At 56.7% G+C, this 16,093-nt stretch carries 16 protein-coding genes; 6 read left to right on the forward strand and 10 right to left on the reverse strand.

Annotated features, from left to right (window positions below; all coding sequences use genetic code 11):
- Nucleotides 1-107 precede the first annotated feature (107 nt).
- From C5Y96_RS07110 to C5Y96_RS07125, 4 genes are read left to right on the forward strand one after another with little or no spacing between them, the layout of a single operon-like run.
- Nucleotides 108-797 carry a hypothetical protein gene (locus C5Y96_RS07110; RefSeq protein ID WP_105351387.1) on the forward strand — a complete coding sequence of 230 codons (690 nt, stop codon included), beginning with the start codon at nucleotides 108-110 and terminating at the stop codon, nucleotides 795-797.
- Entirely contained in the window at nucleotides 794-1,660 is an 867-nt protein-coding gene (locus C5Y96_RS07115; RefSeq protein ID WP_105351389.1) for a hypothetical protein, read from the forward strand. The genes C5Y96_RS07110 and C5Y96_RS07115 overlap by 4 nt, the downstream gene beginning before the upstream one ends.
- Nucleotides 1,657-2,574 carry a hypothetical protein gene (locus C5Y96_RS07120; RefSeq protein ID WP_105351392.1) on the forward strand — a complete coding sequence of 306 codons (918 nt, stop codon included), beginning with the start codon at nucleotides 1,657-1,659 and terminating at the stop codon, nucleotides 2,572-2,574. Before C5Y96_RS07115 ends, C5Y96_RS07120 begins: the two co-directional genes overlap by 4 nt.
- 2 nt (nucleotides 2,575-2,576) lie before the next feature.
- A complete protein-coding gene (locus C5Y96_RS07125; RefSeq protein WP_105351394.1) occupies nucleotides 2,577-3,446 on the forward strand; it encodes a hypothetical protein in 870 nt (289 codons plus the stop codon).
- Nucleotides 3,447-3,489: 43 nt separating this feature from the next.
- Here the strand turns inward: C5Y96_RS07125 and C5Y96_RS07130 are convergent, their stop codons facing one another.
- The 9 genes from C5Y96_RS07130 to pdxA all read right to left on the reverse strand — a co-directional run bounded on the left by C5Y96_RS07130 (nucleotide 3,490) and on the right by pdxA (nucleotide 13,663).
- Nucleotides 3,490-4,293, reverse strand: a complete 804-nt coding sequence (locus C5Y96_RS07130; RefSeq protein WP_105351834.1) for an ABC transporter ATP-binding protein — start codon at nucleotides 4,291-4,293, stop codon at nucleotides 3,490-3,492.
- Between the two features lie 4 nt (nucleotides 4,294-4,297).
- A complete protein-coding gene (locus C5Y96_RS07135; protein ID WP_105351397.1) occupies nucleotides 4,298-5,995 on the reverse strand; it encodes an ABC transporter permease in 1,698 nt (565 codons plus the stop codon).
- A 154-nt stretch (nucleotides 5,996-6,149) separates the two neighbouring features.
- Nucleotides 6,150-7,658, reverse strand: coding sequence for a lysine--tRNA ligase (gene lysS / locus C5Y96_RS07140; protein ID WP_233198876.1), 1,509 nt, complete (start codon nucleotides 7,656-7,658; stop codon nucleotides 6,150-6,152).
- A gap of 694 nt (nucleotides 7,659-8,352) precedes the next feature.
- On the reverse strand, nucleotides 8,353-8,844 hold the full coding sequence (locus tag C5Y96_RS07145; protein WP_105351402.1) for a hypothetical protein: 492 nt from the start codon (nucleotides 8,842-8,844) through the stop codon (nucleotides 8,353-8,355).
- Between the two features lie 749 nt (nucleotides 8,845-9,593).
- Nucleotides 9,594-9,965 (reverse strand): DUF4870 domain-containing protein, encoded by a 372-nt coding sequence (locus C5Y96_RS07150; RefSeq protein WP_105351404.1) that lies wholly within the window; start codon nucleotides 9,963-9,965, stop codon nucleotides 9,594-9,596.
- Between the two features lie 52 nt (nucleotides 9,966-10,017).
- The gene (locus C5Y96_RS07155; protein WP_105351407.1) at nucleotides 10,018-10,563 is read right to left on the reverse strand and encodes a hypothetical protein; all 546 of its coding nucleotides are present in this window, start codon (nucleotides 10,561-10,563) and stop codon (nucleotides 10,018-10,020) included.
- A gap of 155 nt (nucleotides 10,564-10,718) precedes the next feature.
- Complete coding sequence (locus tag C5Y96_RS07160; protein WP_105351409.1) at nucleotides 10,719-11,927, reverse strand: PQQ-dependent sugar dehydrogenase; 1,209 nt, start codon at nucleotides 11,925-11,927, stop codon at nucleotides 10,719-10,721.
- Nucleotides 11,928-12,116: 189 nt separating this feature from the next.
- Nucleotides 12,117-12,650 carry a hypothetical protein gene (locus tag C5Y96_RS07165; protein WP_105351411.1) on the reverse strand — a complete coding sequence of 178 codons (534 nt, stop codon included), beginning with the start codon at nucleotides 12,648-12,650 and terminating at the stop codon, nucleotides 12,117-12,119.
- 17 nt (nucleotides 12,651-12,667) lie between these two features.
- A complete protein-coding gene (gene pdxA / locus C5Y96_RS07170; protein WP_233198850.1) occupies nucleotides 12,668-13,663 on the reverse strand; it encodes a 4-hydroxythreonine-4-phosphate dehydrogenase PdxA in 996 nt (331 codons plus the stop codon).
- Between the two features lie 150 nt (nucleotides 13,664-13,813).
- Between pdxA and C5Y96_RS07175 the strand changes: the two genes are divergently transcribed.
- Nucleotides 13,814-14,608: a PhzF family phenazine biosynthesis protein gene (locus C5Y96_RS07175; protein WP_105351415.1), complete on the forward strand. Its 795-nt coding sequence runs from the start codon at nucleotides 13,814-13,816 to the stop codon at nucleotides 14,606-14,608.
- 136 nt (nucleotides 14,609-14,744) lie between these two features.
- On the opposite strand, the gene C5Y96_RS07180 is transcribed toward C5Y96_RS07175, so the two are convergent.
- The gene (locus C5Y96_RS07180; RefSeq protein ID WP_146115554.1) at nucleotides 14,745-14,987 is read right to left on the reverse strand and encodes a hypothetical protein; all 243 of its coding nucleotides are present in this window, start codon (nucleotides 14,985-14,987) and stop codon (nucleotides 14,745-14,747) included.
- Nucleotides 14,988-15,226: 239 nt separating this feature from the next.
- On the opposite strand from C5Y96_RS07180, the gene C5Y96_RS07185 reads away from it, so the two are divergent.
- Nucleotides 15,227-15,988, forward strand: coding sequence for a hypothetical protein (locus tag C5Y96_RS07185; protein WP_105351419.1), 762 nt, complete (start codon nucleotides 15,227-15,229; stop codon nucleotides 15,986-15,988).
- Nucleotides 15,989-16,093 lie beyond the last annotated feature (105 nt).

Consider the following 16,093-nt stretch of genomic DNA (forward strand, 5'->3'; position numbering starts at 1 on the left):
CGGAATCGGCGACAACTCAAAGCACCTTATTAACCATACGCTGCTCTTGGGCGTTGCGGTGGTCCTTACGTGCCTTCCTCGTTTTGATCGCGATGATAGCGATCGGAATGGGTTGGATCAGCTATCAGATGCGGATGGGTCAGATGCACGACCGCATTGCCAAGAGGATTTCCACCCAAGGGGCAGTCGTCCGGTGGAAGCTGGAACGACAGGTTCCCGTTCAGCATTCGCCAGGAATAGCTGGAGTTAATTTTGCTTCCGCTTTCGTTAAGCAAAAAGGGGGACCTGACTGGATGAAACGCCTGGGAGCCGAATCGGCATTCCAGCGAATTGAATACATTTACTTTCGCGGTCACTCCGCGAAACAACTAGATGCGCTGCTTGAGGAAATTGAGCCGCTCGGCAGACTCAAAGGATTCAGCACCGACGGTGTTCCTGTTTCGGAAGCCCAGGTCGAGCGAATTCTAAACACGCTTGAAATCGAATCGCTGGGTATCTCCGAGACGTCGATCGGACGACGGCCGATGCCTTTCCTGCGTGATAGCAAACTTACCTGGCTGAGCTTTCATCGAACGCAGCTTTCCGATGTCGCCCTGGATGATCTTCCCGAAACGCTCACTTACTTCGATGCAACCAGGACAAGGATTACCGACGAAGGATTACCGAAATTCGCAAGACTTAAAAATCTAAACACATTGATCCTGCGAAGAACACCAACCAGTCGTGAAGCGATTGAAAAGCTTCAAAGCGAAATGCCGTGGTGTGAGATCCGCTGGGCACCACTGACAAAACCATGAGTGCTTCGGAAGCCACCCACGAAACGAGCGTCACTGAAGCGACGCACTCCAAACGCCCCTGGCGGGTGCGCTGGTCGCTACGGACTTCGATCGCCGTGATCACGTTGGTCTGTATCGCGTCCGCCTGGTCGACGTATCGCTTTCGCATTGGGCAAACGCACGACGACGTGGGGCGTCAGTTGGCGACCATCGGGGAGTACGCGGCATGGAGACCAGGCGTCAATGTGCAGTGGCAGTACGAGCAATCCGTACGAACGAAGATTCCTGTGGTCTTTAAGGGAGGCGTCGCCACGATCAGCGGCGCGACCGAAATAACCCGGCAAGTGAAGCAGACACCTACCTGGATGGAACAGTTGGGCATGAACCTGATGTTCCAACGCATCAAAAGCGTACGAGTGAACGCCCTATTACCGCCGGACAAGTTTGACGAGCTCGTCGATCAGATCTGCCGATTGGATCGCGTCGAGTCGTTGTACTTCGGTTCCGCGAACACGACACAGCAACTCAGTCATCGCGATTTGGAGAGGATCCTTTCCCACACGCAAGTCGACGAGCTATATGCGATGCACTGTCCCTTGGACGTCGGGTCGATTCCGGCGCTTCGCCAGTCGCAACTTAAAATCCTGCAACTTTCCCATACCTGGTTCGACGATGCGGCCGTACGCGATTTGCCCAACACGCTAACCTCGTTGTCTTTGGAACGAACGCACGTGACCGACGCAGGCTTGCCGGAATTCGAGCGTCTTCACCGGCTAGAGTATTTAAACCTCAAACGAACGCCGACCAGTGAGGAAGCCATCGAGAACTTGCGCGGAGCGATGCCGTGGTGCGAGGTCGTCTGGGAACCGCTGAAACAACCATGAGCTCTCCTGAACCAACGACCGAAGCCCAAACGAACGAGAAGCCTCACCGGCGCTGGTTGCCGGTGCGGTGGTCGATGCGTGTCATGATTGGTTTCGTCACGCTTCTATGCGGTGTGCTCGCCTGGCTGGGGCACATTTGGCATCTGGGGCAAGTGCACGACGAAGTGGGCACGGCGATTGAAATGACGTACGCCGAAAAGATACGAAACATTGGTTCCACGGGCGTCCAGTGGAAGCTTTCCGAAAAGCTGAAGTTAAGCTTCGGTACGCCTGGTTCGATCATGACGATGCAAACCACGGTCAGGCATGTCCCTCCATGGATGCGTGTCACCAGCTTCGATTACTTCTGGCAGCGTATCGACACCATTCATCTGCATACGGACATGCAGCCCAAACAAATGGAGGTCGCCGTCGCGCAGATCCCCCGGCTCGATCATCTCTGCACGCTTAATATTGGCGGCCAAGATTTTCCCGAAGAGAAGTTAGCCGCCATGGTTGGTTCGATCCGCCTCGATCAACTCATTGCTACGCATGCATCCCTCGGCACCGGCCCCATGCCGTGGCTGCGGCACACGCGGCTGAAAGAGTTGAACCTTTCGTACACGCAGTTCTCGGACGCCGCGGTGGATGACTTGCCGATGACGCTCGAAAGGTTGGAACTGGAAGAGACCCAGATCACCGACGACGGTGTGGCCAAGCTGACGAAGCTGAAACGCCTGAAGGTGTTGATCCTTCGCGACACACATGTCAGTAAAGAGGCCTACCTGAAGCTGAAGGAAGAACTGCCCGACTGCTGGATTGACTGGGACCCTTTCGAGACGCCTGAGCAAATACAGCAGCGGCGCGAGAACCAGCGCCGCGAACGTCGCCTGGAATATGAGCGGCAGCAACGTATCTCGGTGAAGCAGAATTGAAAATGAACCAGTCCAGCGAACCTTTGCCATCCGATACCCACACGCAAAAGAAGCCGAAAGCGGGTCGCCGTTGGTTGCGGTGGTCGATGCGTACGTTCTTTGTTGCGGTGACGCTTGTCTGCATTGGCTTCGGCCTGATTGGGCGACAGTTATACATTGGCATGGTGCATGCCGATGTGGGGAGGCAGTTGACGCTGCCGCCGGTTGATTCGTCGATTCCCTACGGTTTGCCTTCAGAAGAGAGTGTCTTTATCGGCTGGACGATTCCTCAGGAACCGGTCGGACGCATTGACTTAGCTCAAACTAATACGCTCCCCACCTGGATGAAACAAACCAACAGCGACGTCTTCTTCCGACGGCTCGACCGTGTTCATATCACCGCCGACATTTCGGACCACGAATTGGAATTCGCCTTCGAGCAGATTCATCGCCTGGGTGAACTTCGTGAACTGGTGATCGGTCGGCAACTTCCGAGCTCGGAGTTGGATCGCCTGTTGTCACCGTTAAGGATTCAAAAGCTCGTCCTTCAATCTGATCCAGATTTAGAAGACCCTTATCCGTTCTTAGAAGAAATCGGCGTCGAGGAGTTGGTCATCCAATGGGCTCCGTTAGTCGCTACCTATAATCTTCCCCACTCTCTCAAGCGACTCGACGTCACAGGTTGCGAAATCGACGACGAGTCCCTCAGTAGGTTTGTTTGGCTAGAAAACCTGGAAGAGCTTGATCTGAGTTATACCCAGGTAACGCAGGAAGGTGTCGAAGAGCTACAGCAGCAGATGCCTGAGTGCAAGATAATCTGGAAACCACTGATCGATTACAGTGGGCGAGGACGACGAGTGCCAAGTAACCGCCGGTCACGATCCTCTTTTTAAGGATCGAGAGGAATCGAATTCGGTTCGAGACTGTCTTTAACAGCTAAACCGTTTCGACGCAGCCTTCGGCCAGGCGGACGATCGAGTCGGCTTCGTCCGCGATACTTTGATCGTGGGTGACCATTACGATGGTCAGGCCTTGCTCTTCGTTCAGCTTTCGCAGGATGGCCAGCACTTCCTGACCGGTTTGGCGGTCGAGGTTGCCGGTGGGTTCGTCGGCCAGCAGGACCTTCGGGTCGGAGACCAGGGCCCGGGCAATCGCCGTGCGCTGCATCTCGCCGCCGGAAAGTTCGCGCGGCTTATGATTCAAACGATGTCCGAGGCCGACCATTTCGAGCAAGTGCCTGGCTCGTTCTTTGAGCTGCTTCCGCACGCTCCAGTACTTGAAGAAGCCATGCGAGATCATCGCCGGCGTCAGTACGTTTTCCAGCGTCGTCAGTTCCGGCAGCAGGTGATAGAACTGGAAGATCAGCCCGAACTGCCCGTTACGCAGGCGATCGCGTTGGCGGATTGGCAGGTTATCGGTGCGTTGATCTTCGAAGTAGATTTCGCCCTGATCCGGCACGTCGAGCGTGCCCATCAGGTGCAGCAGGGTGCTTTTACCGGAACCGCTTTGACCGATGATCGACGTGATGCGTCCTTCGTTGGCCACGAAGTCGACACCGCGGAGCACCGGAATGATGTGCTGTCCTTTGCGGTAGCTCTTGTGCAGGCCGAGCGTGCGAAGAATCGGCTTGTCGACTTCGATGGGTGTATCGAAGCGATCGGTGTGGACGTGCGGGCCTGGCTTCTTGGACGCAGGGGTGACGGCCGGGGCGGTCGCGGTGGACGTGTAGCTATCGCTCATCGTGTTACTCATAACGGAGGGCCTCGACCGGGTGAAGTCGTGCGGCGCGAATCGCAGGCAGCACACTCGCCAGCACGGCAATCAACATCGCCCCAAACACGACCATGGCGATCGCGGAAGGCTCGACGATGGTGGGGATTTCCTGAAAGTAATAGATCGTCGGATCAAACACTTCCTGCCCGGTGATCATCTCGATCAGCTTGGCGACGTGGTTGATGTTCCAAACGAATAGCAATCCGAGAATACAGCCGACGCCGGAACCCACGATGCCCAGCGAGAGCCCGTAGCCGACGAAGATGCTCATGATCCCGCTACCGCTGGCACCCAGCGATTTGAGGATGCCGATGTCTTTGGTCTTCTCGACCACGATCATGTAGAACGTCGCCAGAATTCCGAAGCCAGCCACACCGATGATCAAAAACAGCAGGATGTTGAGGATCGTCTTTTCCATTTGCACGGCGGCCAACAGCGGCCCCTGCATGTCTTTCCAGCTTTGAATGCGGAAAGGATGCGTTTCGGCTGGGAAGGCAGCCCGCAGGTTGTTGGTGAACTTGTTCAGATCGACGCCTGGCTTCAAGCGAATTTGAATTGTGGAGACGGCGGTGCCCAGTTCCGGGTGCGTCATGTAACGCAGCGACTGAAGCTTGCTCAGCGGAACGAACGCGAAGCCGGCATCGTATTCGTTCATCTTGCTTTCGTAGAAGTCGACGACGGTGAAGGTCGCGCTGACGGCTTTGGGTGGGCTCTCGGCCGAGGGGAACGTCACGCGAACGTCGTCGCCGGGAACGGCCAGGAAGTAATCTTTCACTTCCCCTTCGGCGTCACGCTGACGAATACTGGCGACAGCCATCCCCAGAATGATGCCGGGGGCCTGATGCTTCATCGGATCGAAGGTCTGGCTCTTGGGTTGATCGTGCCGCTGGGCGAAGGGGTCGCCACCCTTGTTGGGATCGACCTGCTTGCTCCCCTGCATGGCGATGCGCGCGGCCAGGTCGGCTGGCGGTGCCCCAGGCAGTGGTGGTGCGTCCGGGTCGTCGGCGAACTTGGGAGTTACCAGCGGAGCCGGCTCGTCGGTGTTCTCTTCGAGCGGGCTATCGATCGCAGCGAGTTCGTTGGGGTTGGTGCGTCGCGGCATGTGGCCGGTTTGATGCATCGTTTCGAAACGTCGCATCTCGGCTTCCAGCTCTTGCTGGTAGGCGATCTTCTGGCGGCGATACTCCCAGCCTGAATCGACCAGGGGAGAGTTCTCGGGGCCTTCGTATCCCATTTCTTTCAGGTTGAAGTCGACCTGCTGGCGGTTGGCCGGGTGCTTCAAGTACTTCGAGAAGTCGCTGACGTTATTGTATGTTTCGTCATCGATACCGATAAGGGTGACCTGCCGCGGAAGCCATTGATCGCGAACGCGAATGCTCATCATCGACGGCACATGCACGGTACACGTCATGTTCTCGATGTCGTCACCGGCCACTTCGCGGACGGCGGCCATGTGCTTTTCCCACTGGTAGAAACCATCCAGACTGTGGCTTTCCATGACGACGTCGGAAAGGATGCCGTGCAGGCGAACGTGCATCTCGTGCGAGAAGCCTGACATGACGGCGTTGACCACGACCATGGTGGCCACGCCCAGCGTCACGCTAATGATCGACGCCAGGGCAATCCAACGCGTCTTCAGGTAACGCAGACAGAGCATCAACTTGTACATTGCCAATCCTTCGGCAAACGCGGCACTCTAATCGGGTTACCTCTCCCGTGTGCCACTGGCCTCTGGCCAGTGCGATGGGGGAAGAAAACGTCAACCTAGGGAGCACTGGCCAGAGGCCAATGGCACCCCGATTGAACCTTCAACGGGCATGCAATTAGGTCGCTTCGTGCCGCAACAGCGGGAACAAAATGATTTCGCGAATCGTCGCGCTGTTAGTTAGTAACATGACAAGGCGGTCGATGCCAATACCAAGTCCGCCGGCTGGCGGCATTCCGTTGCGAAGAGCGCGGACAAAATCGGTGTCCATGCGGGCCATCGAGTCCTCTTCGTCCATCCCTTCCAGCTGCGTGCGGAACAGCTTTTCCTGCAGGTCGGGGTCGTTCAGCTCGGTGTAGGCGTTGGCCAGTTCCATGCCCTGGATAAAGAGCTCGAAACGCTCGGCAACCGCGGGATTATCTGCTTTTCGCTTGGTCAGCGGGCAGATGCTAGCAGGGTAGTCGATCACGAAGACCGGGCCGATCAGCTTGTCTTCGACGGTCTCTTCGAAGATCTCATTTCGCAGCACATCGGGGTGCTTGCCGTCGGTTTCCAGGTGCAGCTTTTTGGCACAAGCGATCACTTCGCCTTCGCTTTCCGGATCGATGCCAGCGTGCTCTGCTAGCAGGTCGCTGTAGCACTTCCGAGCAAACGGTGGCGTGAAGTCGATTTCCTTGTCGCCGAAGGGAACCTTGTACGACGAGCCAATCGCGTCGAGGGCATTCTTGATGATGTTCTCGGTCAGTTCCATCATCGTTTCGTAGTTGCCGAACGCCTGGTAGACCTCGAGCATGGTGAACTCGGGGTTGTGACGCGGGCTGATCCCTTCGTTGCGGTACACGCGTCCCAGTTCGAAAACCCGTTCCATACCGCCCACCAATAGCCGCTTCAGATGCAGCTCGAGCGCGATTCGCATCACCAGCGGCATGCCCAGCGCGTTGTGGAAGGTTTCAAACGGACGCGCGGCGGCACCACCGGCAATGGTGTGCAGCGTGGGGCCTTCGATTTCGTAGTACCCTTCACCCACCAGCGTATCACGGATCGAACGCACGATCTGGGTTCGCTGCACAAACCGATCGAGCACGCCGTCGCCGTAGGCCAGGTCGAGGTACCGCATCCGCTGACGCAGTTCAGGGTCGGTCAGACCTTTGTGCTTTTCCGGTGGAGCTTCGAGGGTTTTGGTCAGGAAGTGGAGCTCTTCGACAAAGACGGTCAGCTCGCCGGTCTTGGTCTTCTTCAACTCGCCGTCGACGCCGATGATGTCCCCGAGATCGAGGCACTGGGCGATGTCCCAGTTGCGCTCGCCGACCTGGGCCTGACCAAGGAACAACTGGATGGTACCGGTGCGATCGACCAGGTTGATGAAGATCAGCTTGCCGGTGGGTCGCATCAGGACGATACGCCCTGCCACGCGAACCTTGGGACCATTGTACAGGACTTGCTCGCGGCCCCCTTCACTGGTCGTCTTCTCTTCGGTGATTTGCGACTCAAGTGCCCGGACTTCGGAGATGGCCTGCTTGTTGTCGAATCGCTGGCCCCACGGGTCGATGCCGAGGCTGACGAGCTTGTCCATCTTCTGACGTCGGGCCGCTTCGATGGCATGGACCGCCGCGTTCTGATCTTCGATCCACGGACGCCCTTCGCTGGAAAGCACCTTGGTCAGGTTCTCGGCCAGCACGTCGGCGAAGGTGTCGTTCTCGCCAAACAGGCAAACGTCGTTCGGCTTCAATCCTGCGGGGAGACGTAGCAGGTCGTGGATCTCGCCCGAGACTTCTTCGCGCTGGTCGCTGCCGTTGTTGCGGTGCGTGAGGACGAACCAGATCGACTGATGAAACTTGTTCTGCTTCGCACTTTCCAGCACCAGGTCCAACTGCTGCTGGGCCTTCTCTTCGGTGTAGGGATTGAGCGAAGTCTCGTCGTCGGTACACAAACCGATGGTCAGGGCGAGGGTGTCCTTGGCCTTGGCCAACAGCTCTTCGGCCGGGACCGCGCCGGGGTGCCCTTTGTCATCGGTATCGAAACAATGATCGATGATCTCGAAGGTGACACCGAACTCTGGCTTCGCGGTCTTCTTGTTGAACTCTTTGAAGAACTTGCGGACCTCGCGACACTCTTTGACAGTGTCGTTCGACCAGAGCAGAAAGACTTGATACTTAGACGGTCGATTGGTTGGCTTGGCGGACATGGCCCCTTCCGAAGTTCGGTGCGCGGGAAAAACCCAGGGGCAAGCTTTAACACCCTCTATCAGCGTAAAGAATGTAACCCCAGTTACCGCAAGATTTTACTGGGGTTACTTCGAGGGTCAATCGGGCGGAGCATGACTATTGGGTCATAATGCTCTTGTCACGCGGGCGATATTGGTACGCTTGCAGCACACCCATGTGCAGGCAAAGGTGCTCGCAAGTCAGAGCACTCTTGTTGGAATCGTGTCGCACGATCTCCAGAACCGGGGGCGAGGTGTGCTCCATGAAGCCGACGTTGAGCAGTTTGTTGGTTCGATCGGCATTCCACGTGGAGGTCACGTGGTAATCCTCGTCGGTCACCACAACGCGGCAGGTAGACGTCCCGCCGTGGTCTTCCGACTCGAAGACGAACAAACGGTGCTTGATGCCCCCTTCGTCGGTAAAGCTGTTCTCGGAGACCAACTTGTCTCGGTACAGCAGGTTCATCGTCGGAAAGGACTCGGTCGTCAGAAAGGTAACGTAGTTTGCTTTACGGTAGAGCGACTCGCCGAAAGCGACACCCAGGATGCCGACCATGATCACCACGGTGATCGCCGACTTGGCAAACTGTGCTGGAGAGATCTTGCCCATAGCTACTAATCCTCTGTTCTCTGTTCCGGCAGGTAGGTGGGTCGTATTGCAGGTAGGTAGTTTTCTGAGCCGCAGTTGTTCAGGCTGCCGGCTCGGCCTCGTTCTCGATGGAACTGAAATCGTCTCTATGCTTTAATTCGCAACGGTCTGTGACTGATATTCCCCCATTATCGTTTTTCTTGCAATGGTTTTTCGAAGGCCTATTTTTGCCCACTTTGCTTAGGCAAAAATAGGCTCCTATAAGGGTCAGGTGGGGTTCAGTCCTCGCCGTATCGATGCAGATTTGGTGAAAACTTTATTGGCAGGATTTTTCCCTTGAGGCCTCACGCGATGTGGGCATCCGCAGCGCTAGCAGGTGGGCAGGGTCTAGCGATCACGAGAGAGAAAAAAAGGCGACTCAGGCCGGCAGGGGCAAACGTCGGGGGAAACGGGCCAACCAGAGTCGCCAATCTTGTTACTGCCGGGGAACATGTGTTTTTCCGGCGGTAGTTGCTTAGCTGTCTATATTTTCGCTCGGTACAAGAGAGAATCGATGCGGCAAACCGAGAACCAGCGAAGTGATAAGCCCAGTCTAATCCCTAGTGGCCGGTTTACTACTCCACCACATGGGGGCCGCAGTGCGTTATATCCCGGGGTTTTCGCACCTTTATATCGATCCGAATGCCTTTAAGGCCTGATTACGCGACCCGCCCACTGGGCTTGCGAGGTACCGCAATCAGCCGCTGGGTCACGAATTGGCGTAGGGACACTTAGCGCAAAAAGGGAATCGCGACGGGAATGACATATCGCTGGCCTTCGTAGGCCTTCATCGCTGGCAAGATCGTGAAGATAACTTGGATAGCGAAGGTTGCCATCGCTAACAGGATCCCGACGTAAACGCACATCAGCACACCGGAGGCCATGTAGGCCAGAATGAGCGTGATTTGAAAGTTGATGGCCTGCTTGCCGTGGAAATCGACGAACGCGGATTTGTCCTTCATCAAGATCCACAGAATCAGCGGACCGAACACGTTGGTCAGCAGCCCCAGGATATGACACAACAGGGCCATGTTGCGATCGTCTTGGGTTACTTCCTCAGAGTCCCCAGGTTCATACGGATTCGAGAAATCTGACGACATCATTTTTTTCCTTCGCGGTAAAACTGGAAGCTATTACGTCGACTTACTGAGCCTATCACTTCTGTGGTTCGGCTTCATCTTTCGGCCAATGCGTCTGGCGGTAACGATCGACCACAACCCAGACCATCAGGATCACGCCTCCTAGAAAGCCTCCGGCGTAGCTGGCATTGTGGATCCACAGATCGATCAGAAACGCATCCTGCTTCTCGGCTGGCATGACATGCTGAAAGCCCCCGGCCAGGTGAATCACATCGTTAGCAGTCAACACGTAGCTCGTCACGCCGGCGGCGAATGCTAAAGCCGCCGTGCCGGCCATCAAAACCAGCATCGGGCGGACCAGGTCTTTGGCCGACTTCTTCACCAGCGAGCCAGTCTGACTGACAAAGGCCAACGGGATGCCCAGCATCGCCCCGACCCACCAGGTGGCCAGAAAGCCCCAGACCAGCCCTAAGAGCGTGGGATCTTCCGTGCCGCCCAAGACCGGCTTGTGGCCGATGGTGAAGTACTCGACGCAGATCCTCGCGGTGATCTGATCGTGGATCACGCCGTAGATCACGCACATCAAGATCGAGAGCCCCACGATCAGCGGCGACTGCGTCATGCATTCCCCCTTGGACAAGATGCAACAGAAAAGGCCGATGGATACGTTTCCCCGAAAGGGATTCGTCAGCCATCGGCCATTCTTGGTTCTGGAGGTGAAGGTTTCTTGATTTCGCCCTTCCCCCTAATCCTCTCTCCTCAGGGGAGATGATATGTTTACTCAGCAGCAGTGAACTCGTAAATCGAGCCGTAGTCGCCGAAGATCGCACACATCAGCACTTCGCCATCTTCCGTTTCGCCAAAGCAAACGACCGGTGGGTTCGAGGGCTCTTCGATGCGATAGTTCTTGCCGACCTTTTTGGTCTCGTAGTCGTACTCGAGCGCCCAGACCTTGCCGGCCACGTAGTCGGCGTACAAAAACTTGCCGACCAGTTGGGGCACCTTCTTGCCGCGGTAAACAAAGCCGCTGGTGATCGACTTGCCGACGTTGTGGTGGTACTCGAAGATCGGATCGATGTACTTGGCACCTGGCTTGGCGAACTCATCGGAGAACGGATGCAAACCTTCTCGCACGTTCCAGCCATAGTTACCGCCGTTGGTGATGATGTCGATTTCTTCCCATAGGCCCTGCCCCACGTCGCCAACCCAGCAGGCCCCGGTTTCACGGTCGAAGGTCAAACGCCAAACGTTTCGCAGGCCATAGGCGTAGATCTCTGGCTTGGCTCCTTTGGTGCTGACAAACGGATTGTCGGCCGGGATGCCGTAGTTCTTGCCGTTCTCTTTTTTGTCGACATCAATTCGCAAGATCGAACCTAGCCAGGTACCCAGGTTCTGGCCGTTGCCATTCGGATCGTTACCACTGCCGCCGTCACCCAGGCCAATGTACAGGTAACCATCCGGACCGAACTCGATGCTACCGCCGTTGTGGTTCCAGAACGGCTGTTCGATAGTCAGCAGCACTTCTTCCGAGGCCGGATCCCCCTTGCCGTCTTTCGTCTTGAATCGTGAGACGTGCGAGACCAGCCCCTTCTTTACGGTGTAGTACAGAAAGAACTCGCCGTTCTCTTTGAAGTTCGGGTGGAACGCCAGCCCTAGCAGGCCTTCTTCGTTTTGTTTCGGGTTGAAGCGAACCGAGTCTTCGATATCAAGGAAGACTTCCGCTTCTTCCACCTGAGGATCGTTCGGCACGGCGAGGATGACGCCTTGCTGTTCGGCGAAGAAGACGCGGTTGGTGCCGTCGCCAGCATGGGTGATCGAAACCGGGCGGCGAATTCGCAGGTTGGTGAAGGTCTTCTTTGGCACCACCGGCAGGACCGGATCGTTCGGGATCGGCGGACCCTCGACCTCTTTCTTCTGCGCCATAGCAGGCACAGCCAACAGGACGATCATCGGAAGCACACAAAACAATCGAAGCAAACGATTCATGGTCGAGATGCTCTCTCACGGGGGAAACACAGAAGGACTGGTGGCAGGAACGTCGACTTATTTTAGCTGGGCAGTTGGGCCTATTCCATGCATGAGATCTCCCCCAATGCCCAGGTTTTCCAGGTTTACGCCTGGGACTTTTGGGGGGAGGAGACACCATAGATCGATGTTTGGAATGCTATAACGTGATCAGCCTTCGTAGAAAGTCTGGGCGTAGGGACTCTTAAGAGTCTCGAAGTGCATCCCAGATGGCGGTGAACCTAGACAAGCCCCTTCGCGCTCGGTCCCCAGATACATGTAATAGTCCCACCCAAAATGGACATACGTTGCGTGATCCCCTTTCAGTTTGCACCAAAGTGCTTCTCGCAACGAAAGCCGGGAGATCAATTCGATCCCTTCCAGGTCTAATTCACCTTCAATCGCAATCGCGCCTAGCTTCTTCCTCAGTTGCCACGTATCTAGCTGTTGAAGACTTCGACGCGCGTCCGGCCCCATCTTGTTTTCAAGGAGTTCGATCGCAAGACACGAGAGTCCGGTCGCCTCAAGCAATTGAAAGATTGCCGCGATGTAGGCGTCTTCCATCTGAAGGTAATCTTCAGGGGTTAGTTCTTTACCGTCGAACGTCTTGCCAATATCGCTTATCGAGGTCCACTCGTTAATATGGAAGATGCCACGCGCATCTCGTTTAGTCGGATCATACTTGGTGGCTCGGACGGCGAACATCGATTTGAATCGCCTTCTTAATGCGAAACCAAATCGCGAGCCAACTGCACCGCGTGGATCATGCTCGAGACCTTGGCCTTCCCCTGCCAGGCGATGTCGAACGCGGTGCCGTGATCGACGGACGTCCGCACAAGGGGCAGGCCCAGCGTGGTGTTCACGGCGACGTCAAACGCCAATGCCTTCAGCGGGATGTGCCCTTGGTCGTGGTACATGCAGATAACGCAGTCGTACAGCGGGCGACGTTCGGCCAGGAAGGCCGTATCAGGCGGGACGGGACCGTCGATGTGAATGCCGCGGGCGCGTGCTGCTTCAACGGCTGGGACGATGATGCGTTCTTCTTCGCGATCGCCGAACAGGCCATGTTCGCCGGCATGCGGATTGAGCCCGCACACGAGCAGGCGCGGTTCACGCTTGCGAATCTTCCGCATCGCTTCGACCGTCAGATCGATCACTTCGTCGATTCGCTCGATCGTGAGTAGCTGCGGCACATCGCGGTAGCCAACGTGCGTGGTGACGAAGCTGCAGGTCAGCTCTTCGCTGGTCAGCATCATGCAGCCAGTGTCGCGGCCGCAGCGTTCGATCAGAATTTCTGTATGGCCAGGATAAAAATGCTTGGCGGCGTGCAAAGCTTCTTTGTTAATCGGCCCGGTCGTGATGCCGTCGGCCTTGCCAGCCAGGACGAAGTCGATCGCCGAAATGAAGTACTGGTACGAAGCCTCGCCCCCTTCGGCGGTGACTTTGCCGTGCTGGAACGTGCTGGGGTCGATCGTGCCGAAGTCGACGACGGTCGCTTCTTTCAACGAGTGCAGGTCCATCGCCTCGTGGAACGGCACCACGTTCTTCGGTTCAGGGTAGCCGCAGACGTGGGCAACCTGGCGGAGGATGGCGGCGTCGCCAAAGATGATCGGCACGGTACCGGCGTACTGGTTGTGATCCAACAATAGCTGCAGGCAGACCTCAGGCCCTACCCCGCCGGGGTCTCCCATGGTGACGATAATTCGCGGATGCAACACGCCGATGACTTTCTTTCCAGTGGCAAGTGAGAAGCACCTATTCTATTGTACAACCTATCGCTATTTCGCCGAGGGAGGCGAACCTTTTGCCCCAGCTGCGGTGTCCGCCTGACGGACTGAACCACTTTCCCCATCTTTGAAACACATCCCATGCCGCGAACCCTGTATCAAGTCGATGCGTTCACATCCAAGCCCTTTGCGGGGAATCCGGCAGCGGTCTGCTGGCTGGATAAGCCTGTCGATGCCCAGTGGATGCAGCACGTGGCCGCGGAAATGAACCTGGCCGAAACGGCATTTGTTTATCCAGAAGGAGAGACGCTGCGGCTAAGGTGGTTCACACCGGCGGTGGAAGTCGATCTGTGTGGGCACGCAACCCTGGCCACGGCCCACACGCTATGGCAGCACAAAGGTTTTCCCGAAGACCAGACACTTCGTTTCGAAACCCGCAGCGGAACGCTTACCGCGGCACCCTATGGCGAGATGATCGAACTCGATTTTCCAATCGCGCCCGCCGAAGAGACACCGCCGACCGACGGCCTGCTGGAAAGCCTGGGGATCCACGATTTCACTTTTTGTGGCAAGAATGCGTGGGATTGGCTCATCGAAGTTCCCACGGCGGACGACGTGCGGCAGATGAATCCCAATCATGCACTGCTGGCACCGAGGACGTCACGCGGGGTGATGGTCACGGCGCGTAGCGACCAGCCAGAGTACGACTTCATCTCGCGATTCTTCGCCCCGGCCGCTGGCATAGCAGAAGACCCGGTCACTGGATCGGCGCACTGCGTGCTGGGAGAGTATTGGAGCAAGAAGCTCAACAAACAGAAACTGCAGGCATATCAGGCATCGCCGCGCGGTGGAGAAGTGGAAGTCGAGATTCGAAACAAACGTGCCCTCCTAAGAGGGCACGCCGTAGTTGTTGCTAAGATTGAACTGTTTGTCTAAAGCTTCCCTTCTTCATAGACCTCCTGTCGTTCAAGTTGCGGGTGTCGTGAGCACGTGGGCGTGGGCATTTCATCCCGGGGTAGTAAGTGATGCCCTCGCCAACGTGGGCATGACACCGAAGTCGTTGTTGTTTGGTTTAGTCTGGCTCGTTGAGCAGACCCACTTTGGCCAGTAGTACATGTAGGCCTTGGTCGATAGCGGACGGCTCGCAGTCCTGACACGAAACTCGCCATTGGGTCTGCGTCAGGATCGGATAGCCGATCAAGCCTGCCAACAGCAAGATACCCATCCCTTCCAGGACAATCGCTCGCATCAGGTGCATTCCTGCTTGTGCCGAGCTTCGTTTGCCACTGCGTTGGGCGTGTCGTCTTTTGGTCACTGCGTTTCCTCCGTGTGCTATCGCCCCATGGTCGCCAGGACCGAAGTTGCTCTCTGTCATGAACCTCGCCTGGGGACAAATACTGATACGGCGAGCCCCGATCGGCAGTTCGCGAAATCTTCGAATTCCGTGAAGCAGCACTGATAGCACAGCACTCGTCGATCTAACCGTGGCAATGGGGTCCTGGTTGATGTTATCTTGGAGGCTTCCTGAACTTCTCGTGAAAGCCCCATCTTCGCATGTCGCACCCAGACTTCCCCGGTCAGCCGCAACGCCCCCAGCGCGAAAGCTTTGGCATGGAAATCGGCATCGCGCTGATGTCGATCATCGTGGCCGGCGTACTGCTTTTGATCGGCGGGCTGATCTTCAACTGGGCAGCGAAACCTACACCTACGCCGGTTCACGACAACAACCAGGACCCAACCGTCAGCAAGTATCGCCGCGTTGGTTTCGAGATCGGCCGCGACAACGAAAACCGCATTCAGGTCATCACCACGCCCAACCCGCTGCTGGTCACCAACAAAGACTTGGCGTTGCTTACAGGTCTGCCAGACCTGATCGTGCTCGACCTGCGAGAAACGCAGATCAGTGACGAAGCTCTGACGCACTTGACCGACCTGCCGAGCCTTGAGCAGTTGTACCTGGGGGGCTCGGTTCGCACTGATACTGAGCCGACCTTGTTTCATGCCCGGTTCACCGACGCGGCAATCGATCCGGTGGTAAAGCTGACGACGCTTAAGATATTGAGCCTGGCCAAGACCGACATCGGCGACGAGGCCGTCCAGAAGCTGCCGGCACTGACCAACCTGGAGGTCCTCTTTCTGCTGGGCACCCAAGTCACCGACGACAGTGTCGAAGCCCTGTCGCAGATGAAGTCGCTCAAAGAGTTGTACCTGCAAGAGACGGCCGTCACGCCAGAGGGACTTGCGCAACTACGCGCGGCATTGCCTGAGACCGAGATCTTACCCTTGGACGAAAGCGATGCCGGGGACGGTTCCTAAGCCCTGAAGGAGCTTCGGAGGTTTGCAAATGCCTGCCTATTCTTACATCATCTCGCTCCCCCCTGACCTCTGTTGCCGGGATGGGGTACGATGGGTTTCGATTGG

Source organism: Blastopirellula marina, from assembly GCF_002967715.1.
Lineage (GTDB): Bacteria > Planctomycetota > Planctomycetia > Pirellulales > Pirellulaceae > Bremerella > Bremerella marina_B.

Bases quoted from the DNA above. Each gene is read 5' to 3' on its own strand.
- C5Y96_RS07125 (WP_105351394.1), top strand. From the start codon at position 2,577: ATGAACCAGTCCAGCGAACCTTTGCCATCCGATACCCACACGCAAAAG.
- C5Y96_RS07185 (WP_105351419.1), top strand. From the start codon at position 15,227: ATGTCGCACCCAGACTTCCCCGGTCAGCCGCAACGCCCCCAGCGCGAA.
- C5Y96_RS07130 (WP_105351834.1), bottom strand. From the start codon at position 4,293: ATGAGCGATAGCTACACGTCCACCGCGACCGCCCCGGCCGTCACCCCT.
- C5Y96_RS07175 (WP_105351415.1), top strand. From the start codon at position 13,814: ATGCCGCGAACCCTGTATCAAGTCGATGCGTTCACATCCAAGCCCTTT.
- C5Y96_RS07165 (WP_105351411.1), bottom strand. From the start codon at position 12,650: ATGTTCGCCGTCCGAGCCACCAAGTATGATCCGACTAAACGAGATGCG.
- C5Y96_RS07160 (WP_105351409.1), bottom strand. From the start codon at position 11,927: ATGAATCGTTTGCTTCGATTGTTTTGTGTGCTTCCGATGATCGTCCTG.
- C5Y96_RS07120 (WP_105351392.1), top strand. From the start codon at position 1,657: ATGAGCTCTCCTGAACCAACGACCGAAGCCCAAACGAACGAGAAGCCT.
- C5Y96_RS07110 (WP_105351387.1), top strand. From the start codon at position 108: ATGGGTTGGATCAGCTATCAGATGCGGATGGGTCAGATGCACGACCGC.
- C5Y96_RS07115 (WP_105351389.1), top strand. From the start codon at position 794: ATGAGTGCTTCGGAAGCCACCCACGAAACGAGCGTCACTGAAGCGACG.
- C5Y96_RS07155 (WP_105351407.1), bottom strand. From the start codon at position 10,563: ATGACGCAGTCGCCGCTGATCGTGGGGCTCTCGATCTTGATGTGCGTG.
- C5Y96_RS07135 (WP_105351397.1), bottom strand. From the start codon at position 5,995: ATGTACAAGTTGATGCTCTGTCTGCGTTACCTGAAGACGCGTTGGATT.
- C5Y96_RS07150 (WP_105351404.1), bottom strand. From the start codon at position 9,965: ATGATGTCGTCAGATTTCTCGAATCCGTATGAACCTGGGGACTCTGAG.
- C5Y96_RS07145 (WP_105351402.1), bottom strand. From the start codon at position 8,844: ATGGGCAAGATCTCTCCAGCACAGTTTGCCAAGTCGGCGATCACCGTG.